The sequence below is a fragment of the Escherichia sp. WS1368 genome, from assembly GCF_046487485.1.
Taxonomy (GTDB): domain Bacteria; phylum Pseudomonadota; class Gammaproteobacteria; order Enterobacterales; family Enterobacteriaceae; genus Escherichia; species Escherichia coli.
In genome coordinates this window covers 202506-225541 of sequence record NZ_JBJQJI010000002.1, presented here as the reverse complement: position 1 = coordinate 225541, position 23036 = coordinate 202506, and the positions used below count along the sequence as shown (strand labels likewise).

The following is a 23036-nucleotide window of genomic DNA, read 5'->3' as shown; positions in this document are numbered from 1 at the left end:
GCCAGTGGGGCAGTGTCTACGATCTTTTGAGGGGAAAATGAAAATTTTCCCCGGTTTCCGGTATCAGACCTGAGTGGCACTAACCATCCGGCGCAGGCAGGCGATTTGCAGTACGGCTGGAATCGTCACGCGATAGGCGCTGCCGCTGACCGCTTTAACCCCATTTAGTGCCGCGCCTACAGGGCCTCCCAGCCCCGCGCCGCGCAGCAAACCATGCCCAAGTACGCTCATTGCTGCGTGGGTGCGTAAAATGCGGGTCAATTGGCTGGAAAGCAAATGCGACACGCCTTTTGCCAATAATTTGTCTTTCATCAGCAGCGGCAGCAGCTCTTCCAGCTCATTCACCCTGGCATCGACTGCGTGCAGAAACTCCTGCTTATGTTCCTCGTCCATTTTCTTCCAGGTATTACGCAGAAATTGTTCCAGTAACTGTTGCTCAATTTCAAACGTAGACATCTCTTTGTCGGCTTTCAGCTTCAATCGCTTTGAAACATCGAGCAAAATGGCCCGATACAATTTACCGTGTCCACGCAGTTTGTTGGCGATACTATCGCCACCAAAATGTTGTAATTCTCCGGCAATCAGCTGCCAGTTGCGGCGATGTTGCTCGGGATGTCCTTCCATCGATTTAAACAGTTCGTTGCGCATCAGTACGCTGGAGAGGCGAGTTTTGCCTTTTTCATTATGGGTGAGCAGCCGGGCGAAATTTGCCAATTGTTCCTCACTACAATGCTGGAGAAAATCCAGATCTGAATCATTCAGGTAATTAACATTCATTTTTTGTGGCTTCTATATTCTGGCGTTAGTCGTCGCCGATAATTTTCAGCGTGGCCATATCCGATGAGTTAACCGTATGACCGGAAAAGGTGATTTTTGAGACGCAGCGTTTATTGTCGTTATCGCTGTTAATGTTGATCCAGTCAGTGGTTTGCCCTTCTTTTATTTCTGAAGGAATATTCAGACTCTGACTGGCGCTACGGGCGACTTTGAAATAAACCGATGCACCGCTTAACTGCAAATCGCCATGGTCGGCTGAGAGTTGTATGCGTTTAACAATTCGGCAAACAGGAAGTTTCAGCGCCAGATCGTTGGTTTCGTTACGTGGCATTGCAATGACGCCGAGGATTTTATGGTCGTTTGCCTGCGCCGTGCAGCACAGCATCAGGCTAATCGCCAGGCTGGCGGAAATCGTAAAAACGGATTTCATAAGGATTCTCTTAGTGGGGAGAGGTAGGGGATGAATACCCACTAGTTTACTGCTGATAAAGAGAAGATTCAGGTACGTAATATTTTCTTTTTATTACAATTTTTCTATGAATGTCTTGGCTGTCATTCATTCTCTATATGAATAAAATTGCTGTCAGTTTCGTGTCTTGTTCTGGCATATCGCGAAATTTCTGCGCAAAAGCACAAAAAATTTTTGCATCTCCCCCTTGATGACGTGGGTTACGACCCCATTTAGTAGTCAACCGCAGTGAGTGAGTCTGCAAAAAAATGAAATTGGGCAGTTGAAACCAGACGTTTCGCCCCTATTACAGACTCACAACCACATGATGACCGAATATATAGTGGAGACGTTTAGATGGGTAAAATAATTGGTATCGACCTGGGTACTACCAACTCTTGTGTAGCGATTATGGATGGCACCACTCCTCGTGTACTGGAGAACGCCGAAGGCGATCGCACCACGCCTTCTATCATTGCCTATACCCAGGATGGTGAAACTCTGGTTGGTCAGCCGGCTAAACGTCAGGCAGTGACGAACCCGCAAAACACCCTGTTTGCGATTAAACGCCTGATTGGCCGCCGCTTCCAGGACGAAGAAGTACAGCGTGATGTTTCCATCATGCCGTTCAAAATTATTGCTGCTGATAACGGCGACGCATGGGTCGAAGTTAAAGGCCAGAAAATGGCACCGCCGCAGATTTCTGCTGAAGTGCTGAAAAAAATGAAGAAAACCGCTGAAGATTACCTGGGTGAACCGGTAACTGAAGCTGTTATCACCGTACCGGCATACTTTAACGATGCTCAGCGTCAGGCAACCAAAGACGCAGGCCGTATCGCTGGTCTGGAAGTAAAACGTATCATCAACGAACCGACCGCAGCTGCGCTGGCTTACGGTCTGGACAAAGGTACTGGCAACCGTACTATCGCGGTTTATGACCTGGGTGGTGGTACTTTCGATATTTCTATTATCGAAATCGACGAAGTTGACGGCGAAAAAACCTTCGAAGTTCTGGCTACCAACGGTGATACCCACCTGGGTGGTGAAGACTTCGACAGCCGTCTGATCAACTACCTGGTTGAAGAATTCAAGAAAGATCAGGGCATTGACCTGCGCAACGATCCGCTGGCAATGCAGCGCCTGAAAGAAGCGGCAGAAAAAGCGAAAATCGAACTGTCTTCCGCTCAGCAGACCGACGTTAACCTGCCGTACATCACTGCAGACGCGACCGGTCCGAAACACATGAACATCAAAGTGACTCGTGCGAAACTGGAAAGCCTGGTTGAAGATCTGGTAAACCGTTCCATTGAGCCGCTGAAAGTTGCACTGCAGGACGCTGGCCTGTCCGTATCTGATATCGACGACGTTATCCTCGTTGGTGGTCAGACTCGTATGCCAATGGTTCAGAAGAAAGTTGCTGAGTTCTTTGGTAAAGAGCCGCGTAAAGACGTTAACCCGGACGAAGCTGTAGCAATCGGTGCTGCTGTTCAGGGTGGTGTTCTGACTGGTGACGTAAAAGACGTACTGCTGCTGGACGTTACCCCGCTGTCTCTGGGTATCGAAACCATGGGCGGTGTGATGACGACGCTGATCGCGAAAAACACCACTATCCCGACCAAGCACAGCCAGGTGTTCTCTACCGCTGAAGACAACCAGTCTGCGGTAACCATCCATGTGCTGCAGGGTGAACGTAAACGTGCAGCTGATAACAAATCTCTGGGTCAGTTCAACCTGGATGGTATCAACCCGGCACCGCGCGGCATGCCGCAGATCGAAGTTACCTTCGATATCGATGCTGACGGTATCCTGCACGTTTCCGCGAAAGATAAAAACAGCGGTAAAGAGCAGAAGATCACCATCAAGGCTTCTTCTGGTCTGAACGAAGATGAAATCCAGAAAATGGTACGCGACGCAGAAGCTAACGCCGAAGCTGACCGTAAGTTTGAAGAGCTGGTACAGACTCGCAACCAGGGCGACCATCTGCTGCACAGCACCCGTAAGCAGGTTGAAGAAGCGGGCGACAAACTGCCGGCTGACGACAAAACTGCTATCGAGTCTGCACTGACTGCACTGGAAACTGCTCTGAAAGGTGAAGACAAAGCCGCTATCGAAGCGAAAATGCAGGAACTGGCACAGGTTTCCCAGAAACTGATGGAAATCGCCCAGCAGCAACATGCCCAGCAGCAGACTGCCGGTGCTGATGCTTCTGCAAACAACGCGAAAGATGACGATGTTGTCGACGCTGAATTTGAAGAAGTCAAAGACAAAAAATAATCGCCCTATAAACGGGTAATTATACTGACACGGGCGAAGGGGAATTTCCTCTCCGCCCGTGCATTCATCTAGGGGCAATTTAAAAAAGATGGCTAAGCAAGATTATTACGAGATTTTAGGCGTTTCCAAAACAGCGGAAGAGCGTGAAATCAAAAAGGCCTACAAACGCCTGGCCATGAAATACCACCCGGACCGTAACCAGGGTGACAAAGAGGCCGAGGCGAAATTTAAAGAGATCAAGGAAGCTTATGAAGTTCTGACCGACTCGCAAAAACGTGCGGCATACGATCAGTATGGTCATGCTGCGTTTGAGCAAGGTGGCATGGGCGGCGGCGGTTTCGGCGGCGGCGCAGACTTCAGCGATATTTTTGGTGACGTTTTCGGCGATATTTTTGGCGGCGGACGTGGTCGTCAACGTGCGGCGCGCGGTGCTGATTTACGCTATAACATGGAGCTCACCCTCGAAGAAGCTGTACGTGGCGTGACCAAAGAGATCCGCATTCCGACTCTGGAAGAGTGTGACGTTTGCCACGGTAGCGGTGCAAAACCAGGTACACAGCCGCAGACCTGTCCGACCTGTCATGGTTCTGGTCAGGTGCAGATGCGCCAGGGTTTCTTTGCCGTGCAGCAGACCTGTCCACACTGTCAGGGCCGCGGTACGCTGATCAAAGATCCGTGCAACAAATGTCATGGTCATGGTCGTGTTGAGCGCAGCAAAACGCTGTCCGTTAAAATCCCGGCAGGAGTGGACACTGGAGACCGCATCCGTCTTGCGGGTGAAGGTGAAGCGGGCGAGCATGGCGCACCGGCAGGCGATCTGTACGTTCAGGTTCAGGTTAAACAGCACCCGATTTTCGAGCGTGAAGGTAACAACCTGTATTGCGAAGTCCCGATCAACTTCGCTATGGCAGCGCTGGGTGGCGAAATCGAAGTACCGACCCTTGATGGTCGCGTCAAACTGAAAGTGCCTGGCGAAACCCAGACCGGTAAGCTGTTCCGTATGCGCGGTAAAGGCGTCAAGTCTGTTCGCGGCGGTGCGCAAGGTGACTTGCTGTGCCGCGTTGTCGTCGAAACACCGGTAGGTCTGAACGAGAAGCAGAAACAGCTGCTGCAAGAGCTGCAGGAAAGCTTCGGTGGCCCAACCGGTGAGCACAACAGCCCGCGTTCAAAGAGCTTCTTTGATGGTGTGAAGAAGTTTTTTGACGACCTGACTCGCTAACCTCCCCAAAAGCCTGCCTGTGGGCAGGCCAGGGTAAAAATAGGGTGCGTTGAAGATATGCGAGCACCTGTAAAGTGGCGGGGATCACTCCCCGCCGTTGCTCTTACTCGGATTCGTAAGCCGTGAAAACAGCAACCTCCGTCTGGCCAGTTCGGATGTGAACCTCACAGAGGTCTTTTCTCGTTACCAGCGCCGCCACTACGGCGGTGATACAGATGACGATCAGGGCGACAATCATCGCCTTATGCTGCTTCATTGCTCTCTTCTCCTTGACCTTACGGTCAGTAAGAGGCACTCTACATGTGTTCAGCATATAGGGAGCCTCGGGTTGATGGTAAAATATCACTCGGGGCTTTTCTCTATCTGCCGTTCAGCTAATGCCTGAGACAGACAGCCTCAAGCACCCGCCGCTATTATATCGCTCTCTTTAACCAATTCTGTTTTATCGATTCTAATCCTGAAGACGCCTCGCATTTTTATGGCGTAATTTTTTAATGATTTAATTATTTAACTTTAATTTATCTCTTCATCGCAATTATTGACGACAAACTGGATTATTTTTGAAGTATTGGCCTAACAAACATCGCCGACTGACAACAAATTAATTATTACTTTTCCTAATTAATCCCTCAGAAATCCTGACCTTAAGCTATGATTATCAGGGTTTAGGGTCACTCGTGAGCGCTTACAGCCGTCAAAAACTCATCTCATCGCTGATGGCACAAATCCTTCAATGGTTCGTAAAAAACGAATTATTCTTACACTATAATCTGATTTTAACGATGATTCGTGCGGGGTAAGATAGTAAAAACGATCTATTCACCTGAAAGAGAAATAAAAAGTGAAACATCTGCATCGATTCTTTAGCAGTGATGCCTCGGGAGGCATTATTCTTATCATTGCCGCTATCCTGGCGATGATTATGGCCAACAGCGGCGCAACCAGTGGATGGTATCACGACTTTCTGGAGACGCCGGTTCAGCTCCGGGTTGGTTCACTCGAAATCAACAAAAACATGCTGTTATGGATAAATGACGCGCTGATGGCGGTATTTTTCCTGTTAGTCGGTCTGGAAGTTAAACGTGAACTGATGCAAGGATCGCTAGCCAGCTTACGCCAGGCTGCATTTCCAGTTATCGCCGCTATTGGTGGGATGATTGTGCCGGCATTGCTCTATCTGGCCTTTAACTATGCCGATCCGATTACCCGCGAAGGGTGGGCGATCCCGGCGGCTACTGACATTGCTTTTGCACTTGGTGTGCTGGCGCTGTTGGGAAGTCGTGTTCCGTTAGCACTGAAGATCTTTTTGATGGCTCTGGCTATTATCGACGATCTTGGGGCCATCATTATCATCGCATTGTTCTACACTAATGACTTATCGATGGCCTCTCTTGGTGTCGCGGCTGTAGCAATTGCGGTACTCGCGGTATTGAATCTGTGTGGTGTACGCCGCACGGGCGTTTATATTCTGGTTGGCGTGGTGTTGTGGACTGCGGTGTTGAAATCGGGGGTTCACGCAACCCTGGCGGGGGTAATTGTCGGCTTCTTTATTCCTTTGAAAGAGAAGCATGGGCGTTCTCCAGCGAAGCGACTGGAGCATGTGTTGCACCCGTGGGTGGCGTATCTGATTTTACCGCTGTTTGCATTTGCTAATGCTGGCGTTTCACTGCAAGGCGTCACGCTGGATGGCTTGACCTCCATTCTACCATTGGGGATCATCGCTGGCTTGCTGATTGGCAAACCGCTGGGGATTAGTCTGTTCTGCTGGTTGGCGCTGCGTTTGAAACTGGCGCATCTGCCTGAGGGAACGACTTATCAGCAAATTATGGCGGTGGGGATCCTGTGCGGTATCGGTTTTACTATGTCTATCTTTATTGCCAGCCTGGCCTTTGGTAGCGTAGATCCAGAACTGATTAACTGGGCGAAACTCGGTATCCTGGTCGGTTCTATCTCTTCGGCGGTAATTGGATACAGCTGGTTACGCGTTCGTTTGCGTCCATCAGTTTGACAGGACGGTTTACCGGGGAGCCATAAACGGCTCCCTTTTCATTGTTATCAGGGAGAGAAATGAGCATGTCTCATATCAATTACAACCACTTGTATTACTTCTGGCATGTCTATAAAGAAGGTTCCGTGGTTGGCGCAGCGGAGGCGCTTTATTTAACACCACAAACCATTACCGGACAGATTCGGGCGCTGGAAGAGCGCCTGCAAGGCAAATTATTTAAACGCAAGGGACGTGGTCTCGAACCCAGCGAGCTGGGAGAGCTGGTCTATCGCTATGCCGATAAAATGTTCACCTTAAGCCAGGAAATGCTGGATATCGTGAACTATCGCAAAGAATCCAATTTATTGTTTGACGTTGGCGTGGCTGATGCACTTTCTAAACGCCTGGTCAGTAGCGTACTTAACGCCGCAGTGGTAGAAGGCGAGCCGATTCATCTTCGCTGCTTCGAATCCACCCACGAAATGCTGCTGGAGCAATTAAGTCAGCATAAACTGGATATGATCATTTCCGACTGTCCGATAGATTCTACGCAGCAGGAAGGTCTGTTCTCCGTGAGAATTGGCGAATGTGGCGTGAGTTTCTGGTGTACAAATCCACCACCGGAAAAACCGTTCCCGGCTTGTCTGGAAGAACGGCGGCTTTTGATTCCTGGGCGACGTTCAATGTTAGGGCGCAAATTGCTTAACTGGTTTAACTCCCAGGGATTAAACGTAGAAATCCTCGGCGAGTTTGATGATGCCGCGTTGATGAAAGCTTTTGGTGCGATGCACAATGCAATCTTCGTTGCCCCAACGCTTTATGCATATGACTTTTATGCCGATAAAACTGTCGTAGAAATTGGTCGCGTCGAAAATGTGATGGAAGAGTACCATGCTATTTTTGCTGAGCGGATGATTCAGCACCCGGCGGTACAGCGAATCTGCAATACGGATTATTCTGCGCTTTTTAGCCCAGCGGCACGTTAATCGGCAGCTCCCCCAAAGTTAAGGTGGGGGAGATAGATTAGTTGTACATTACCACGATTTTGACTCGGCTCATTATTTGCCCGCTTGAGACATTATTTCCATATGTACGCGGGCGAATAAATAGAGGAATCTGATTACTTCCTTCATGGGGATGCTGAAAAGAGTAGTAATTGCTTTTACCATACTGCATTTCATGCGTACCATCATTGGAGAGTTGAAAGCCTATTTGACCCGCACCGTCCTCACTGTTTTCTAAATCATTTTTTAATATGCTGGTTCCTGAATCCTGTATCGTCACTGGCTCAAAGTAATATTCAACATCACTAGGTTCAAAAACTAATTCACCTTGCTCACCCTGGATACAGTCAAATCTTATATGATGAAACTGATAATTTTCATTATTGATACGAGACAGTACAAATCGTCCAGTGTCGATGGATTGATCTTCAAAACCACAGGTCATTAAATTTACCTGTAAAATAGTATTTAAATTAAAATTAAAGCGGACGCTATTACAATTAGTATTATTCCCTGTACATGAACTCACTTCAATTTCGAACAACAAAGGAAAAGGAGTTCCTGGAAAAATGTCTGCGGTGTTAGAACTATCTGATACAGATGCGATAGAATATGGAATGGTGAAATTTATCGCAGATAGCATTTCTTCTAAATTATAAGATAACTTCCCTGGAAGCTCTATTTTTTTACCGTCAGATTCAAAGGGGAAATTAATAATGTAATGACGACTTCCGACTTTAAACCTTAAAGCGTTCTGTGTTAAAAAATGAACTTTAATGGCGTTGGTCGTCTCTTGCAAGTCTGCACACTCAATGATATTCCCGGTGTTTTCAATTTTTTCGGTGGTTAGATTACCTTTCATACTCAGTGGCTTGAGTATATATGTTCCACGTTGTTCACCGACATTGGTCACTGCACAGGGAGCACTTTGCACAATAAAAGAATATAGACTCAAGGTGATTAATAAAAGCCACTTCATAGTAAACTCCTTTTACTGGCATATATATGTTTTGTTTTCATCGATAACGTGTTGAAAAGTAATAGTACAGAATAAGTTCTGTTCATCATTGAGAGCAACTTTTATGCCAGTGGGAATTTCATCTACGCGAATAAAAAGGCGACTACCCTGGCCAACGACTCCAATATTGTTTTCCTGGAGATCCAGTACGTCATAGCCAAAGGTTAATGGCGAACCATCGGGACGCAGTGCCTGTATATACCAGGGCTTACGTTGGTCAGTTGTAAACTGCACATAAGAAACTGCTCCACGGTAAGGCGCAATAATTTGACGATTGCCCTGCAATTCTGTTTCACTTTCACTGTTTGCTATATCAAGCACCAGATGGTTTTCACGATGAGGTATAATCAGGTCGTAAACAACCTGGCCTTTGCTGTTTGTTCGGTTGTATTTTTGTCCATTAATATGCGCGCCTTCTAACCCAGGCGCATCCAGAATTGCAAATGTATCGGATAACTGGTTAGTTATATTAATACCACCGGGCCAGACAACTAATCCACTACTAATACTTCCACCACTTTGCCAGGCGTTTTTAGAATGGCTATAGCTGCCATCTATTGTGGCGATGGGAGTTCTCCAGCTTAAATTCGTACCAAGCGAGGTATCATTATTTTGTTGTTGCTGATTAACATATATACCATAATTTAACTGATCATGTTCACCGGCTATGCCAGTAATTCCAGTATTGTTGGAGGAATAGCCATCTTTGGAAAATGAGGTCGAATTCGATAAGTTAATTTGGTGACGTGTTTTGGCAATATCATCCCCCCAGTAGAAAGGAATGGAGATAAACAGATTAAAACGCTCCTCTTCTTTGTCGTTTTCATCATAGGATTGGCTGGCAGAGAAAGTATAACTGATGCGTTGCCAGCTATTGGAATAACTGAATTGGTAATCTTTAGCATTTCCACTTCGCCCCCAGTAATTCCGCCAAAGCGCACTTAATGATACATTTCCCAGATTATTGGATAAAGGTTGCATGATATTGGCAGAAAGGCTATTTTTTCTTCCAATATCATAAAAATCGTCATAGTCACTCTGATGATTTATTTTATCATTTTCGTAAAGATGGTCGCTGAATGTCCTGTAATCCTGCGAAGCATAACGCCAGGCGGCCACGCTAAAGTGAGTAGCCGTTTGCAATAGATATTTATTATAGGCGACCTGATAGCTCGTACCTTCGTGTCTGGTATCATTATTTAACTTACTACTCGATCGGGTAGCATCAAAAGAGATTGCTCCCAGCGGTGTATTCCAACCATTTCCCAGAGTTATAGCATTATAGTTATCGGATAAAATCGTACCGCCATAAAGTGTCAAAAGATTGTTGAGGCCATATATATAATTTGCCTCGAGAAAGTCCTCCTGATTCTTGACACCATATATCTGACTGCGTCCGGCGGTAAAATCGAAATTTGAAACACCAGGTTGCAGCATATTGGGCACGGAAGAGTAGGGCACCAAAAAGGAACGAACACTACCATCTGCTTCCTTAATACTGACATCGAGATCAGAGCCGCTGCCCGAAAGTTGCAAATCTGCGATAGTAAATGGTCCTGGGGGAACCTCTTTTTGGTAAATGGTATAGCCATTTTGCGAAACCGTTATCAAGGCGTTACTTTGCGCAACACCTTGTACTAAAGGTGTAAAGCTTTGCATAGAATCAGGTAGCATTTGCATATCGCGAAATAAGCGTATTCCGCTAAATCGCAGAGAGTCGAATATGAGTGAAGATGTGTAATTTTCTCCTATCTGAACTGTGCTTAATATTTGCGACCAGCCACGTTCCAGGTAAAGAGTATTACTTTGCCATTTGCCTTTCATATCATCAGGTTTGCTATAACTGGCATCAGAGTGTAACTGCCAACTAAATAAATTTAATCCGCTGTTAAACCGGCCATAACTGGCTGTATTACTGTTATTATTGCTGTCATAAGAGCGATACTGACTTAAATTATAGGAGGTATAAAAAGCATCAATGCCGCGATCCCAACTTTCTGGGGGAACGTAGCCTCTTTCAAGTTCATTGATATACGCCTGTGGTACTGTTAAATTTAGTCGGTGTTCACTGATATCCCACTGATATTGTCCACCATGAACCGCTTCATCCAGTAAAATACAATTATCTTCTGTATTGAGGTTATCGGTCTTTACCCCCAGTGTGGTTAGCAGCACCTTAGGCAGACATGGTTTGGCTGGTGACTCTGGGATCGTGATATCTTTTTTCCCACGCCACTGGTGATTTACATAAAAATCAAGTTCGTAGTTTCCTGGAAGCGGTTGTTTATTATCGAAACGATATTCGGAAACTTTTTCTCCTCTCATGCCGCCAATCATGAAGTGCGTATCAAAAGTTTCTTCAGCATAACCCGGAAAAGAATACAAAAAAATAATAGCAGCGACCCATCGTGTCGTCCTTAACATGACTTTTTCCTGTTATCTCGCGGCGATTTTACTATGGATGTTATTCCCGTAATCATCAACTACCGTTAGTTCATATTCTGATGCGTGGTTATTTTTTAATGTAATGTCGTTATTCGAAAATGGAGGCAGTAAGATACTTTCATTATTAACTTTCACGTTTTGTGCTTTGATAGTTGTAACCGTTATCCAGTTGGCTGTTTCGTTGTTTATTGAGATGGCGTTATTTTTCTTTTTGATATTTAATTGAGAAAGGCTTTTTTTATCTACCGGAGCGATTCCGCTTGGACGCCAAAGTAACTTTATACGGTTTTGCAATGCAAGTTTAATTTTGTTTTTTCCTGCATTTTGTGGGTTGTTTGGAGGGATATCCAGAACATTTAGATAAAATAAACTTTCTTTATTGTGAGGCAAATTGTTTGGCATTTTTCTTATTTTAAGTTGTTGGCCAGAACCACCTGCTACACGACTTACTGGCGGTGTGAGAATAAATGGGACCTGAATTTTTTCTGGCGCGATAGTGGTGTTCCCATCATCGATCCATGCCTGAATCAAAGAGGCATTTTTACTTTGATTCATTAACTGTACGAGAACTTCTCTGTTTTTTTCCGGATAAATAATGCGCGTACCATAGATGACCACACCGGCATGAACAGGTAAAATAAAAAATGACATCAGTAATGCTGTTATTATTCTCACGTAATCACTCCGTAAATAATACCGGTAGCAGAGCTACCGGCAAAAAACGTTAATCTGCACTGATTTTAATCGTTACGGTTGACTCTACGGAGCCTTTTGTAACAGGATTGCCACTTGTGCGGGCATATTGTGCACTTAAATTAAGAAAATATTGACCAGAGCCATTATCTTTCAGCGGTGTTTTTAACCCCGGTCTCATTCTGGTCAAAGTTCCATCATCGAGGAAAATGGCAAAGCCAATGTTCTCAGCAGTTCCTTTATTCAGCGTAAAGTTATTAGCATCAAACTCTGATGCTAGCACTTCGATACTTGGGGCTGTATTGCCGTCACACTGAATTTCTAAGTCATGAGAGGTTGAACCGGTTTTTAAAGTATAGATTTCATTATTGATAAGTTGATTCATTGCACTGGTTACAACATCTTCGACAACGATATCTGTTGTCGAATCACCATTAACAAAGTAACACGTTGTATCAACAACTTCTCCTCTAATGGTTAGCGTTCCTTGATCGACATCCTTGGCGAAGGTTGTTGCGCTAAACATCAACGTTGTCGCAACGAAGGGAATAATATACTTTTTCATAAATCATCCTTAATTAACTGGTATGGAAGGTCACTCGTTTTCAAACCCGATTATGTGATCAGGTTGTTATTATTTAGATTAATGTTTAAATTTTTTAATTTCTTGATGTGAAGTTGATGAAACTTTGAAAATTTAATATTCTTAATTGTTCCCTTCTTTATAAGAAGAGCAAGGTGCCATCATTAGAGTGACAGAGTAGGATGTTTCAGAGCATGCTTCAGATTGTTTTTTATTTCTCTGCAGTGTATTAATAATCATCACAGACAATTTCATTCTGAAATTACTTCTTTCTTTGAGTATTTTAATCTTGGTGAACTATGTTTTTCATAAGGAGCATACACTCGTTGATGCTCTGAAGGTATTTTCTCATTTCTGGGGATGTTTTGTCGTAATCGTGCATAAACTTATTAAGTTCTTTATACACATCATTATTTAGCTTTACATTGTCGCGAACTAAAGTTTGTATCAATGGTATCAAAATTTCGAAACGGGACGGTTTGTCATCAATACTTGCCAGGGTTTTGAATACTCCTGTATATCTGTAACCTAAGTGCTTATTGACAAGTTGAGTGGTCCATCGACCAGGCATAATATCTTCACAGCGCAAATTTTTTATCTTGGTATTAGTGAACGATGTTCCAAATATGTTGCTTTTTTTAATGAAGAGGTTATTTATTTCTCCATTTGAAAAGATGGTGTTTGATAAGTCGCTTTCAAAACATGATATATTGGATAATACACAACCAAAATAATACCCATATGAAAGGTTGCTCTTTTCTATTGTTATATTTGATAGCAATAGTTTATTTATATTAATATTAGGGGTGGTCAAATACTGGATCTTTTGCTCGTTAAGTTCATACATCTCCAGTGATTTATTATAGGGTAATAAAAGTATAAATTCCTTTATATCATCTCCGCAGTAAGAAAAGACAACATCAAATTTATTGGTGATCATGTTTTCAATTGAGCAGTAAGCTGATTTTTCTATTAACCGACTGGGCGCGCTTTTAAATAAAGATAATTTTTCACATAGTTGTGAATATGCCGCATTGCTAGTTTTAAAATTCCGCCATGTTATTTCCTGGTTATCATCTGTCGATGAGGCGGGGATTTTCAAGCATTGTTCATTGTATAGCTCAGGATAAATATTCTTTTTAATTAGATTTTTGATTTCCTTATTAAAATAACTTTTTTTCTTGTCTATTGCACTGTAATTAGCGTTTTGTGACGTCTCCTGATGATCATAAAATGACTGGAGGTTTCTGCAGGCCTCATAAAATATTTCAGGAGTATATAGCTGTGGGTATATTTCCTGGCTGAAGTTTATCTTTAAAAACTTAATGAATTTTTCATGGCATTCTTGATATATCTTAATCTCTTCAGAAAGACATTCGCTTGTTCTGTCATCAAAAACATCCAATCTAAGTAATGTGATATCTTTGTGTTTAAAAAAAGAAAATTGAACTGTATGTTCTATGAGTTTACATCTATAAAAATGCGCATCTCTTAGATGAGTATATTGAAAAAAATGATGAAGGACTGGAGATGGTTTAGGCAAATCCTGGCTTCTGAAAAAGTCATCAAACAAAATTAAGAACTCGGTTTTATACTCGCAAAATACTTTTATTAACTCATTTTGTCTTGTTTTATTTATTATTACATCATCTACTATATTTGATTTATAAAGACAACGTGGCGAGGTTGAGATACCATCTGTCATTATCAGTCCTTGAAGTTGATGAATTTTTTTTAATTTAATTTATGAGTGAATGTGAGGACTATCAAAAATCGCTCATTAATTTTAAGAAGTACAATATAAATAGGTAGTTAACCTGTGTTGATTGCTGTTAATAATTTACAAGGTCTAATAAGGAGATATTTATGAATCGTTAAAGTGTATAGGAATTTAATTCAAAAATAGAGTGGTCTTAAGTTTAATACCTCAATGTGTATCACAATCTCCACATTCTGTGTAGGGGGAGTCTGAAGATTGAGTAGATATTCTTATTCAGAATATATCAGCCGATGACTCTACGATTCTTAAGTCACGAAGAGTACAGAGAGTGTAACTGCATGTCTGCAAGAACCTGTAACTTTTGACTATCTGGCAACCGGCAGTGTGTTTTCTCACGCATCACAAAAGCAGCAGGCATAAAAAAACCCGCTTGCGCGGGCTTTTTCACAAAGCTTCAGCAAATTGGCGATTAAGCCAGTTTGTTGATCTGTGCAGTCAGGTTAGCCTTATGACGTGCAGCTTTGTTTTTGTGGATCAGACCTTTAGCAGCCTGACGGTCCACGATCGGTTGCATTTCGTTAAATGCTTTCTGTGCAGCAGCTTTGTCGCCAGCTTCGATAGCTGCGTATACTTTCTTGATGAAAGTACGCATCATAGAGCGACGGCTTGCGTTGTGCTTACGAGCCTTTTCAGACTGAATGGCGCGCTTCTTAGCTGATTTGATATTAGCCAAGGTCCAACTCCCAAATGTGTTCTATATGGACAATTCAAAGGCCGAGGAATATGCCCTTTTAGCCTTCTTTTGTCAATGGATTTGTGCAAATAAGCGCCGTTAATGTGCCGGCACTCGTTACGTAGTGATGGCGCAGGATTCTACCAGCTTGCGGGGTGTGAATACAGCTTTTCCGCGATAAAAATTGCAGCAGGCGGTCAGTTTCTTCCCGTGATTTGCGCCATGGCAATGAAAAGCCACTTCTTTCTGATTTCGGTACTCAATCGCCGGTTAACCTTGACCGCTGTACAAGGTATACTCGGACGATTTTCACTGTTTTGAGCCAGACATGAAGCTGATACGCGGCATACATAATCTCAGCCAGGCCCCGCAAGAAGGGTGTGTGCTGACTATTGGTAATTTCGACGGCGTGCATCGCGGTCATCGCGCGCTGTTACAGGGCTTGCAGGAAGAAGGGCGCAAGCGCAACTTACCGGTGATGGTGATGCTTTTTGAACCTCAACCACTGGAACTGTTTGCAACCGATAAAGCCCCGGCACGGCTGACCCGGCTGCGGGAAAAACTGCGTTACCTTGCAGAGTGTGGCGTTGATTACGTGCTGTGCGTACGTTTCGACAGGCGTTTCGCGGCGTTAACCGCGCAAAATTTCATCAGCGATCTTCTGGTGAAGCATTTGCGCGTAAAATTTCTTGCCGTAGGTGATGATTTCCGCTTTGGCGCTGGTCGTGAAGGCGATTTCTTGTTATTACAGAAAGCTGGCATGGAATACGGCTTCGATATCACCAGTACGCAAACTTTTTGCGAAGGTGGGGTGCGTATCAGCAGCACCGCCGTGCGTCAGGCCCTTGCGGATGACAATCTGGCTCTGGCAGAAAGTTTACTGGGGCACCCGTTTGCCATCTCCGGGCGTGTAGTCCACGGTGATGAATTAGGGCGCACTATAGGTTTCCCGACGGCGAATGTACCGCTGCGCCGTCAGGTTTCCCCGGTGAAAGGGGTTTATGCGGTAGAAGTGCTGGGCCTCGGTGAAAAGCCGTTACCCGGCGTGGCAAACATCGGAACACGCCCAACGGTTGCCGGTATTCGCCAGCAGCTGGAAGTGCATTTGTTAGATGTTGCAATGGACCTTTACGGTCGCCATATACAAGTAGTGCTGCGTAAAAAAATACGCAATGAGCAGCGATTTGCGTCGCTGGACGAACTGAAAGCGCAGATTGCGCGTGATGAATTAACCGCCCGCGAATTTTTTGGGCTAACAAAACCGGCTTAAGCCTGTTATGTAATCAAACCGAAACACGGAACCGAGAATCTGATGAGTGACTATAAATCAACCCTGAATTTGCCGGAAACAGGGTTCCCGATGCGTGGCGATCTCGCCAAGCGCGAACCGGGAATGCTGGCGCGTTGGACTGATGATGATCTGTACGGCATCATCCGTGCGGCTAAAAAAGGCAAAAAAACCTTCATTCTGCATGATGGCCCTCCTTATGCGAATGGCAGCATTCATATTGGTCACTCGGTTAACAAGATTCTGAAAGACATTATCGTGAAGTCCAAAGGGCTTTCCGGTTATGACTCGCCGTATGTGCCTGGCTGGGACTGTCATGGTCTGCCAATCGAACTGAAAGTAGAGCAAGAATACGGTAAGCCGGGGGAGAAATTCACCGCCGCTGAGTTCCGCGCCAAGTGCCGCGAATACGCTGCGACCCAGGTTGACGGTCAGCGCAAAGACTTTATCCGTCTGGGCGTGCTGGGTGACTGGTCCCACCCGTACCTGACCATGGACTTCAAAACTGAAGCCAATATCATCCGCGCGCTGGGCAAAATCATCGGCAACGGTCACCTGCACAAAGGCGCGAAGCCGGTACACTGGTGCGTTGACTGCCGTTCTGCGCTGGCGGAAGCGGAAGTTGAGTATTACGACAAAACTTCTCCGTCCATCGACGTTGCTTTCCAGGCGGTCGATCAGGATGCGCTGAAAGCAAAATTTGCCGTAAGCAACGTTAACGGCCCAATCTCGCTGGTGATCTGGACCACTACGCCGTGGACTCTGCCTGCGAACCGCGCAATCTCTATTGCACCTGATTTCGACTATGCGCTGGTGCAGATCGACGGTCAGGCCGTGATTCTGGCGAAAGATCTGGTTGAAAGCGTAATGCAGCGTATCGGCGTGACCGATTACACCATTCTCGGCACGGTAAAAGGTGCGGAGCTTGAGCTGCTGCGCTTTACCCATCCGTTTATGGGCTTCGACGTTCCGGCAATCCTCGGCGATCACGTTACCCTGGATGCCGGTACCGGTGCCGTTCACACCGCGCCTGGCCACGGCCCGGACGACTATGTGATCGGTCAGAAATACGGCCTGGAAACCGCTAACCCGGTTGGCCCGGACGGCACTTATCTGCCGGGTACTTACCCGACGCTGGATGGCGTGAACGTTTTCAAAGCGAACGACATCGTTGTTGCGCTGCTGCAGGAAAAAGGCGCGCTGTTGCACGTTGAGAAAATGCAGCACAGCTATCCGTGCTGCTGGCGTCACAAAACGCCGATCATCTTCCGCGCGACGCCGCAGTGGTTCGTCAGCATGGATCAGAAAGGTCTGCGTGCGCAGTCACTGAAAGAGATCAAAGGCGTGCAGTGGATCCCGGACTGGGGCCAGGCGCGTATCGAGTCGATGGTTGCTAACCGTCCTGACTGGTGTATCTCCCGTCAGCGCACCTGGGGCGTACCGATGTCACTGTTCGTGCATAAAGACACGGAAGAGCTGCATCCGCGTACCCTCGAACTGATGGAAGAAGTGGCTAAACGCGTTGAAGTTGACGGCATCCAGGCGTGGTGGGATCTCGATGCGAAAGAGCTCCTCGGCGACGAAGCTGATCAGTACGTGAAAGTGCCGGATACGCTGGATGTATGGTTTGACTCCGGATCTACCCACTCTTCCGTTGTTGACGTGCGTCCGGAATTTGCCGGTCACGCTGCGGACATGTATCTGGAAGGTTCAGACCAGCACCGTGGCTGGTTCATGTCCTCTCTGATGATCTCTACCGCGATGAAGGGCAAAGCACCGTATCGTCAGGTACTGACCCACGGCTTTACCGTGGATGGTCAGGGCCGCAAGATGTCTAAATCCATCGGCAACACCGTTTCGCCGCAGGATGTGATGAACAAACTGGGCGCGGATATTCTGCGTCTGTGGGTGGCATCAACTGACTACACCGGTGAAATGGCCGTTTCTGACGAGATCCTGAAACGTGCTGCCGACAGCTATCGTCGTATCCGTAACACCGCGCGCTTCCTGCTGGCAAACCTGAACGGTTTTGATCCGGCAAAAGATATGGTGAAACCGGAAGAGATGGTGGTACTGGATCGCTGGGCCGTAGGTTGTGCGAAAGCGGCACAGGAAGACATCCTCAAGGCGTACGAAGCATACGATTTCCACGAAGTGGTACAGCGTCTGATGCGCTTCTGCTCCGTTGAGATGGGTTCCTTCTACCTCGACATCATCAAAGACCGTCAGTACACCGCCAAAGCGGACAGTGTGGCGCGTCGTAGCTGCCAGACAGCGCTGTATCACATCGCGGAAGCGCTGGTGCGCTGGATGGCACCAATCCTCTCCTTCACCGCTGATGAAGTGTGGGGCTACCTGCCGGGTGAACGTGAAAAATACGTCTTCACCGGCGAGTGGTACGAAGGCCTGTTTGGTCTGGCAGACAGTGAAGCGATGAACGATGCGTTCTGGGACGAGCTGTTGAAAGTGCGTGGCGAAGTGAACAAAGTCATTGAGCAAGCGCGTGCCGACAAGAAAGTGGGTGGCTCGCTGGAAGCGGCAGTGACCTTGTTCGCAGAACCGGAACTGGCGGCGAAACTGACCGCGCTGGGCGATGAATTACGATTTGTCCTGTTGACCTCCGGCGCTACCGTTGCAGACTATAACGACGCACCTGCTGATGCCCAGCAGAGCGAAGTACTCAAAGGGCTGAAAGTCGCGTTGAGTAAAGCCGAAGGTGAGAAGTGCCCACGCTGCTGGCACTACACCCAGGATGTCGGCAAGGTAGCGGAACACGCAGAAATCTGCGGCCGCTGTGTCAGCAACGTCGCCGGTGACGGTGAAAAACGTAAGTTTGCCTGATGAGTCAATCGATCTGTTCAACAGGGCTACGCTGGCTGTGGCTGGTGGTAGTCGTGCTGATTATCGATCTGGGCAGCAAGTACCTGATCCTCCAGAACTTTGCTCTGGGGGATACGGTCCCGCTGTTCCCGTCGCTTAATCTGCATTATGCGCGTAACTATGGCGCGGCGTTTAGTTTCCTTGCCGATAGCGGCGGCTGGCAGCGTTGGTTCTTTGCCGGTATTGCGATTGGTATTAGCGTGATCCTGGCAGTGATGATGTATCGCTCGAAGGCCACGCAGAAGCTAAACAATATCGCTTACGCGCTGATTATTGGCGGCGCGCTGGGCAACCTGTTCGACCGCCTGTGGCACGGCTTCGTTGTCGATATGATCGACTTCTACGTCGGCGACTGGCACTTCGCCACCTTCAACCTTGCCGATACTGCCATTTGTGTCGGTGCGGCACTGATCGTGCTGGAAGGGTTTTTACCTTCTAAAGCGAAAAAACAATAATAAACCCTGCCGGATGCGGCCTACAGATTGCTACGAAATCGTAGGCAGCATCCGGCAAAAATCCTCAAAATATAAGAGCAAACCTGCATGTCTGAATCTGTACAGAGCAATAGCGCCGTCCTGGTGCATTTCACGCTAAAACTCGACGATGGCACCACCGCCGAGTCTACCCGCAACAACGGTAAACCGGCGCTATTCCGCCTGGGCGATGCTTCTCTTTCCGAAGGGCTGGAGCAACACCTGCTGGGGCTGAAAGTGGGCGATAAAACCACTTTCTCGCTGGAGCCAGATGCGGCGTTTGGCGTGCCGTCACCGGATCTGATTCAGTACTTCTCCCGCCGTGAGTTTATGGATGCAGGCGAGCCAGAAATTGGCGCAATCATGCTTTTTACCGCAATGGATGGCAGTGAGATGCCTGGCGTGATCCGCGAAATTAACGGCGACTCCATTACCGTTGATTTCAACCATCCGCTGGCCGGGCAGACCGTTCATTTTGATATTGAAGTGCTGGAAATCGATCCGGCACTGGAGGCGTAACATGCAGATCCTGTTGGCCAACCCGCGTGGTTTTTGTGCCGGGGTAGACCGCGCTATCAGCATTGTTGAAAACGCGCTGGCCATTTACGGCGCACCGATATATGTCCGTCACGAAGTGGTGCATAACCGCTACGTGGTCGATAGCTTGCGTGAGCGTGGGGCTATCTTTATTGAGCAGATTAGCGAAGTGCCGGACGGCGCAATCCTGATTTTCTCCGCACACGGTGTTTCTCAGGCCGTACGTAACGAAGCAAAAAGCCGCGATTTGACGGTGTTTGATGCCACCTGTCCGCTGGTGACCAAAGTGCATATGGAAGTCGCCCGCGCCAGCCGTCGTGGCGAAGAATCTATTCTTATCGGTCACGCCGGGCACCCGGAAGTGGAAGGGACGATGGGTCAGTACAGCAACCCGGAAGGGGGAATGTATCTGGTCGAATCGCCAGACGATGTGTGGAAACTGACGGTCAAAAACGAAGAGAAGCTCTCCTTTATGACCCAAACCACGCTGTCGGTGGATGACACGTCTGATGTGATCGACGCGCTGCGTAAACGCTTCCCGAAAATTGTCGGTCCGCGCAAAGATGACATCTGCTACGCCACTACTAACCGTCAGGAAGCAGTACGCGCCCTGGCAGAGCAGGCGGAAGTGGTGCTGGTGGTCGGTTCGAAAAACTCCTCTAACTCCAACCGTCTGGCGGAGCTGGCTCAGCGGATGGGCAAACGCGCGTTTTTGATTGACGATGCGAAAGATATCCAGGAAGAGTGGGTGAAAGAGGTTAAATGCGTCGGCGTGACTGCGGGCGCATCGGCTCCGGATATTCTGGTGCAGAATGTGGTGGCACGTTTGCAGCAGCTGGGCGGTGGTGAAGCCATTCCGCTGGAAGGCCGTGAAGAAAACATTGTTTTCGAAGTGCCGAAAGAGCTGCGTGTCGATATTCGTGAAGTCGATTAAGTCATTAGCAGCCTAAGTTATGCGAAAATGCCGGTCTTGTTACCGGCATTTTTTATGGAGAAAACATGCGTTTACCTATCTTCCTCGATACTGACCCCGGCATTGACGATGCCGTCGCCATTGCTGCCGCGATTTTTGCCCCCGAACTCGACCTGCAACTGATGACCACCGTCGCGGGTAATGTCTCGGTTGAGAAAACCACCCGCAACGCCCTGCAACTGCTGCATTTCTGGAATGCGGAGATTCCGCTCGCTCAGGGAGCCGCTGTGCCGCTGGTACGCGCACCGCGTGATGCGGCATCTGTGCACGGCGAATCGGGAATGGCTGGCTACGACTTTGTTGAGCACAACCGAAAGCCACTTGGGATACCAGCGTTTCTGGCGATTCGTGATGCCCTGATGCGTGCGCCTGAGCCTGTTACCCTGGTGGCCATCGGCCCGTTAACCAATATTGCGCTGTTACTTTCACAATGCCCGGAATGTAAACCGTATATTCGTCGTCTGGTGATCATGGGCGGTTCTGCTGGTCGCGGCAACTGCACACCAAACGCCGAGTTTAATATCGCTGCCGATCCAGAAGCGGCAGCCTGTGTCTTCCGTAGCGGCATCGAAATCGTCATGTGCGGTCTGGATGTCACCAATCAGGCAATATTAACCCCTGACTATCTCGCTACTTTGCCGGAGTTGAATCGCACCGGAAAAATGCTCCACGCCCTGTTTAGTCACTACCGTAGCGGCAGTATGCAAAGTGGACTGCGAATGCACGATCTCTGCGCCATCGCCTGGCTGGTGCGCCCGGACCTGTTCACTCTCAAGCCGTGTTTTGTGGCAGTGGAAACGCAGGGCGAATTTACCTCTGGCACGACGGTGGTTGATATCGACGGTTGCCTGGGCAAACCAGCCAATGTACAGGTGGCATTGGATCTGAATGTAAAAGGCTTCCAGCAGTGGGTAGCTGAGGTGCTGGCTCTGGTGCCGTAACCTGTCACATGTTATCGGCATGCAGTCATTCATCGACTCATGCCTTTCACTGATATCCCTCCCTGTTTATCATTAATTTCTAATTATCAGCGTTTTTGGCTGGCGGCGTAGCGATGCGCTGGTTACTCTGAAAACGGTCTATGCAAATTAACAAAAGAGAATAGCTATGCATGATGCAAACATCCGCGTTGCCATCGCGGGAGCCGGGGGGCGTATGGGCCGCCAGTTGATTCAGGCGGCGCTGGCATTAGAAGGCGTGCAGCTGGGCGCGGCGCTGGAGCGCGAAGGATCTTCTTTACTGGGCAGCGACGCCGGTGAGCTGGCTGGAGCAGGGAAAACAGGCGTTACCGTGCAAAGCAGCCTCGATGCGGTAAAAGATGATTTTGATGTGTTTATCGATTTTACCCGTCCGGAAGGTACGCTGAATCATCTCGCTTTTTGTCGCCAGCATGGCAAAGGGATGGTGATCGGCACTACGGGGTTTGACGAAGCCGGTAAACAGGCGATTCGTGACGCAGCCGCCGATATTGCGATTGTCTTTGCCGCCAATTTTAGCGTTGGCGTTAACGTCATGCTTAAACTGCTGGAGAAAGCAGCCAAAGTGATGGGGGACTACACCGATATCGAAATTATTGAAGCACATCATAGACATAAAGTTGATGCGCCGTCAGGCACCGCACTGGCAATGGGAGAGGCGATCGCCCACGCTCTTGATAAAGATCTGAAAGATTGCGCGGTCTACAGTCGTGAAGGCCATACCGGTGAACGTGTGCCTGGCACCATTGGTTTTGCCACCGTGCGTGCAGGTGACATCGTTGGTGAACATACCGCGATGTTTGCCGATATTGGCGAGCGTCTGGAGATCACCCATAAGGCATCCAGCCGCATGACATTTGCTAACGGTGCGGTAAGATCGGCGTTGTGGTTGAGTGGTAAGGAAAGTGGTCTTTTTGATATGCGAGATGTGCTTGATCTCAATAATCTGTAACCACAAAATATTTATAGTGATGCAAAAATAACACATTTAATGCATTGAATATAAA

The 23036-nt window shown here is 47.4% G+C and carries 21 protein-coding genes; 12 read left to right on the top strand and 9 right to left on the bottom strand.

Annotation, left to right across the window (positions count from 1 at the left end):
- Positions 1 to 63 precede the first annotated feature (63 nt).
- Both msyB and ACJHYD_RS06710 read right to left on the bottom strand, forming a co-directional pair.
- Positions 64 to 777 carry an acidic protein MsyB gene (msyB, locus tag ACJHYD_RS06715; RefSeq protein ID WP_001102367.1) on the bottom strand — a complete coding sequence of 238 codons (714 nt, stop codon included), beginning with the start codon at positions 775 to 777 and terminating at the stop codon, positions 64 to 66.
- 25 nt (positions 778 to 802) lie between these two features.
- A complete protein-coding gene (locus ACJHYD_RS06710) occupies positions 803 to 1207 on the bottom strand; it encodes a DUF2541 family protein (RefSeq protein WP_000843562.1) in 405 nt (134 codons plus the stop codon).
- Between the two features lie 375 nt (positions 1208 to 1582).
- Between ACJHYD_RS06710 and dnaK the strand changes: the two genes are divergently transcribed.
- Positions 1583 to 3499 carry a molecular chaperone DnaK gene (gene dnaK / locus ACJHYD_RS06705; RefSeq protein ID WP_000516135.1) on the top strand — a complete coding sequence of 639 codons (1917 nt, stop codon included), beginning with the start codon at positions 1583 to 1585 and terminating at the stop codon, positions 3497 to 3499.
- 88 nt (positions 3500 to 3587) lie between these two features.
- Positions 3588 to 4718 (top strand): molecular chaperone DnaJ, encoded by a 1131-nt coding sequence (gene dnaJ, locus ACJHYD_RS06700; RefSeq protein WP_001118464.1) that lies wholly within the window; start codon positions 3588 to 3590, stop codon positions 4716 to 4718.
- Between the two features lie 103 nt (positions 4719 to 4821).
- Here the strand turns inward: dnaJ and mokC are convergent, their stop codons facing one another.
- Entirely contained in the window at positions 4822 to 4974 is a 153-nt protein-coding gene (gene mokC / locus ACJHYD_RS06695) for a type I toxin-antitoxin system toxin MokC (RefSeq protein WP_000809168.1), read from the bottom strand.
- Between the two features lie 585 nt (positions 4975 to 5559).
- On the opposite strand from mokC, the gene nhaA reads away from it, so the two are divergent.
- Both nhaA and nhaR read left to right on the top strand, forming a co-directional pair.
- Positions 5560 to 6726 (top strand): Na+/H+ antiporter NhaA, encoded by a 1167-nt coding sequence (gene nhaA, locus ACJHYD_RS06690; RefSeq protein ID WP_000681360.1) that lies wholly within the window; start codon positions 5560 to 5562, stop codon positions 6724 to 6726.
- A 65-nt stretch (positions 6727 to 6791) separates the two neighbouring features.
- A complete protein-coding gene (nhaR, locus tag ACJHYD_RS06685) occupies positions 6792 to 7691 on the top strand; it encodes a transcriptional activator NhaR (RefSeq protein WP_001300855.1) in 900 nt (299 codons plus the stop codon).
- Between the two features lie 37 nt (positions 7692 to 7728).
- Here the strand turns inward: nhaR and ACJHYD_RS06680 are convergent, their stop codons facing one another.
- The 6 genes from ACJHYD_RS06680 to rpsT all read right to left on the bottom strand — a co-directional run bounded on the left by ACJHYD_RS06680 (position 7729) and on the right by rpsT (position 14901).
- On the bottom strand, positions 7729 to 8688 hold the full coding sequence (locus tag ACJHYD_RS06680; protein ID WP_001550579.1) for a hypothetical protein: 960 nt from the start codon (positions 8686 to 8688) through the stop codon (positions 7729 to 7731).
- A 12-nt stretch (positions 8689 to 8700) separates the two neighbouring features.
- On the bottom strand, positions 8701 to 11151 hold the full coding sequence (locus tag ACJHYD_RS06675; protein ID WP_001550580.1) for a fimbrial biogenesis outer membrane usher protein: 2451 nt from the start codon (positions 11149 to 11151) through the stop codon (positions 8701 to 8703).
- Between the two features lie 12 nt (positions 11152 to 11163).
- A complete protein-coding gene (locus ACJHYD_RS06670; protein ID WP_001306194.1) occupies positions 11164 to 11847 on the bottom strand; it encodes a fimbria/pilus periplasmic chaperone in 684 nt (227 codons plus the stop codon).
- A 49-nt stretch (positions 11848 to 11896) separates the two neighbouring features.
- Positions 11897 to 12430 carry a fimbrial protein gene (locus ACJHYD_RS06665; RefSeq protein WP_000759929.1) on the bottom strand — a complete coding sequence of 178 codons (534 nt, stop codon included), beginning with the start codon at positions 12428 to 12430 and terminating at the stop codon, positions 11897 to 11899.
- 301 nt (positions 12431 to 12731) lie between these two features.
- On the bottom strand, positions 12732 to 14153 hold the full coding sequence (gene espX1, locus ACJHYD_RS06660; RefSeq protein WP_001550581.1) for a type III secretion system effector EspX1: 1422 nt from the start codon (positions 14151 to 14153) through the stop codon (positions 12732 to 12734).
- Between the two features lie 484 nt (positions 14154 to 14637).
- On the bottom strand, positions 14638 to 14901 hold the full coding sequence (gene rpsT / locus ACJHYD_RS06655) for a 30S ribosomal protein S20 (RefSeq protein WP_001274021.1): 264 nt from the start codon (positions 14899 to 14901) through the stop codon (positions 14638 to 14640).
- Between the two features lie 102 nt (positions 14902 to 15003).
- On the opposite strand from rpsT, the gene ACJHYD_RS06650 reads away from it, so the two are divergent.
- The 8 genes from ACJHYD_RS06650 (at position 15004) to dapB (ending at position 22981) form a co-directional block, all read left to right on the top strand.
- Entirely contained in the window at positions 15004 to 15222 is a 219-nt protein-coding gene (locus tag ACJHYD_RS06650; RefSeq protein WP_001300728.1) for a DUF2575 family protein, read from the top strand.
- Between the two features lie 7 nt (positions 15223 to 15229).
- Entirely contained in the window at positions 15230 to 16171 is a 942-nt protein-coding gene (gene ribF, locus ACJHYD_RS06645) for a bifunctional riboflavin kinase/FAD synthetase (protein ID WP_000767329.1), read from the top strand.
- A 42-nt stretch (positions 16172 to 16213) separates the two neighbouring features.
- The gene (ileS, locus tag ACJHYD_RS06640) at positions 16214 to 19030 is read left to right on the top strand and encodes an isoleucine--tRNA ligase (protein WP_001286869.1); all 2817 of its coding nucleotides are present in this window, start codon (positions 16214 to 16216) and stop codon (positions 19028 to 19030) included.
- Positions 19030 to 19524, top strand: a complete 495-nt coding sequence (gene lspA, locus ACJHYD_RS06635) for a signal peptidase II (protein ID WP_000083369.1) — start codon at positions 19030 to 19032, stop codon at positions 19522 to 19524. Before ileS ends, lspA begins: the two co-directional genes overlap by 1 nt.
- An 87-nt stretch (positions 19525 to 19611) precedes the next feature.
- Entirely contained in the window at positions 19612 to 20061 is a 450-nt protein-coding gene (gene fkpB / locus ACJHYD_RS06630) for an FKBP-type peptidyl-prolyl cis-trans isomerase (RefSeq protein WP_000004655.1), read from the top strand.
- Between the two features lies 1 nt (position 20062).
- Positions 20063 to 21013, top strand: a complete 951-nt coding sequence (gene ispH / locus ACJHYD_RS06625; RefSeq protein ID WP_001166395.1) for a 4-hydroxy-3-methylbut-2-enyl diphosphate reductase — start codon at positions 20063 to 20065, stop codon at positions 21011 to 21013.
- A gap of 65 nt (positions 21014 to 21078) precedes the next feature.
- Positions 21079 to 21993 carry a ribonucleoside hydrolase RihC gene (gene rihC / locus ACJHYD_RS06620; protein WP_001239137.1) on the top strand — a complete coding sequence of 305 codons (915 nt, stop codon included), beginning with the start codon at positions 21079 to 21081 and terminating at the stop codon, positions 21991 to 21993.
- A 166-nt stretch (positions 21994 to 22159) separates the two neighbouring features.
- Positions 22160 to 22981: a 4-hydroxy-tetrahydrodipicolinate reductase gene (gene dapB, locus ACJHYD_RS06615; protein ID WP_000543604.1), complete on the top strand. Its 822-nt coding sequence runs from the start codon at positions 22160 to 22162 to the stop codon at positions 22979 to 22981.
- The last annotated feature ends 55 nt before the right edge of the window (positions 22982 to 23036 follow it).

What these genes read in the sequence shown, in the direction of transcription:
- msyB (WP_001102367.1), bottom strand. Translation starts at nt 777, where the DNA reads ATGAATGTTAATTACCTGAATGATTCAGATCTGGATTTTCTCCAGCAT.
- ACJHYD_RS06710 (WP_000843562.1), bottom strand. Translation starts at nt 1,207, where the DNA reads ATGAAATCCGTTTTTACGATTTCCGCCAGCCTGGCGATTAGCCTGATG.
- dnaK (WP_000516135.1), top strand. Translation starts at nt 1,583, where the DNA reads ATGGGTAAAATAATTGGTATCGACCTGGGTACTACCAACTCTTGTGTA.
- dnaJ (WP_001118464.1), top strand. Translation starts at nt 3,588, where the DNA reads ATGGCTAAGCAAGATTATTACGAGATTTTAGGCGTTTCCAAAACAGCG.
- mokC (WP_000809168.1), bottom strand. Translation starts at nt 4,974, where the DNA reads ATGAAGCAGCATAAGGCGATGATTGTCGCCCTGATCGTCATCTGTATC.
- nhaR (WP_001300855.1), top strand. Translation starts at nt 6,792, where the DNA reads ATGTCTCATATCAATTACAACCACTTGTATTACTTCTGGCATGTCTAT.
- ACJHYD_RS06680 (WP_001550579.1), bottom strand. Translation starts at nt 8,688, where the DNA reads ATGAAGTGGCTTTTATTAATCACCTTGAGTCTATATTCTTTTATTGTG.
- ACJHYD_RS06675 (WP_001550580.1), bottom strand. Translation starts at nt 11,151, where the DNA reads ATGTTAAGGACGACACGATGGGTCGCTGCTATTATTTTTTTGTATTCT.
- ACJHYD_RS06665 (WP_000759929.1), bottom strand. Translation starts at nt 12,430, where the DNA reads ATGAAAAAGTATATTATTCCCTTCGTTGCGACAACGTTGATGTTTAGC.
- espX1 (WP_001550581.1), bottom strand. Translation starts at nt 14,153, where the DNA reads ATGACAGATGGTATCTCAACCTCGCCACGTTGTCTTTATAAATCAAAT.
- ACJHYD_RS06650 (WP_001300728.1), top strand. Translation starts at nt 15,004, where the DNA reads ATGTGCCGGCACTCGTTACGTAGTGATGGCGCAGGATTCTACCAGCTT.
- ribF (WP_000767329.1), top strand. Translation starts at nt 15,230, where the DNA reads ATGAAGCTGATACGCGGCATACATAATCTCAGCCAGGCCCCGCAAGAA.
- ileS (WP_001286869.1), top strand. Translation starts at nt 16,214, where the DNA reads ATGAGTGACTATAAATCAACCCTGAATTTGCCGGAAACAGGGTTCCCG.
- lspA (WP_000083369.1), top strand. Translation starts at nt 19,030, where the DNA reads ATGAGTCAATCGATCTGTTCAACAGGGCTACGCTGGCTGTGGCTGGTG.
- fkpB (WP_000004655.1), top strand. Translation starts at nt 19,612, where the DNA reads ATGTCTGAATCTGTACAGAGCAATAGCGCCGTCCTGGTGCATTTCACG.
- ispH (WP_001166395.1), top strand. Translation starts at nt 20,063, where the DNA reads ATGCAGATCCTGTTGGCCAACCCGCGTGGTTTTTGTGCCGGGGTAGAC.
- rihC (WP_001239137.1), top strand. Translation starts at nt 21,079, where the DNA reads ATGCGTTTACCTATCTTCCTCGATACTGACCCCGGCATTGACGATGCC.
- dapB (WP_000543604.1), top strand. Translation starts at nt 22,160, where the DNA reads ATGCATGATGCAAACATCCGCGTTGCCATCGCGGGAGCCGGGGGGCGT.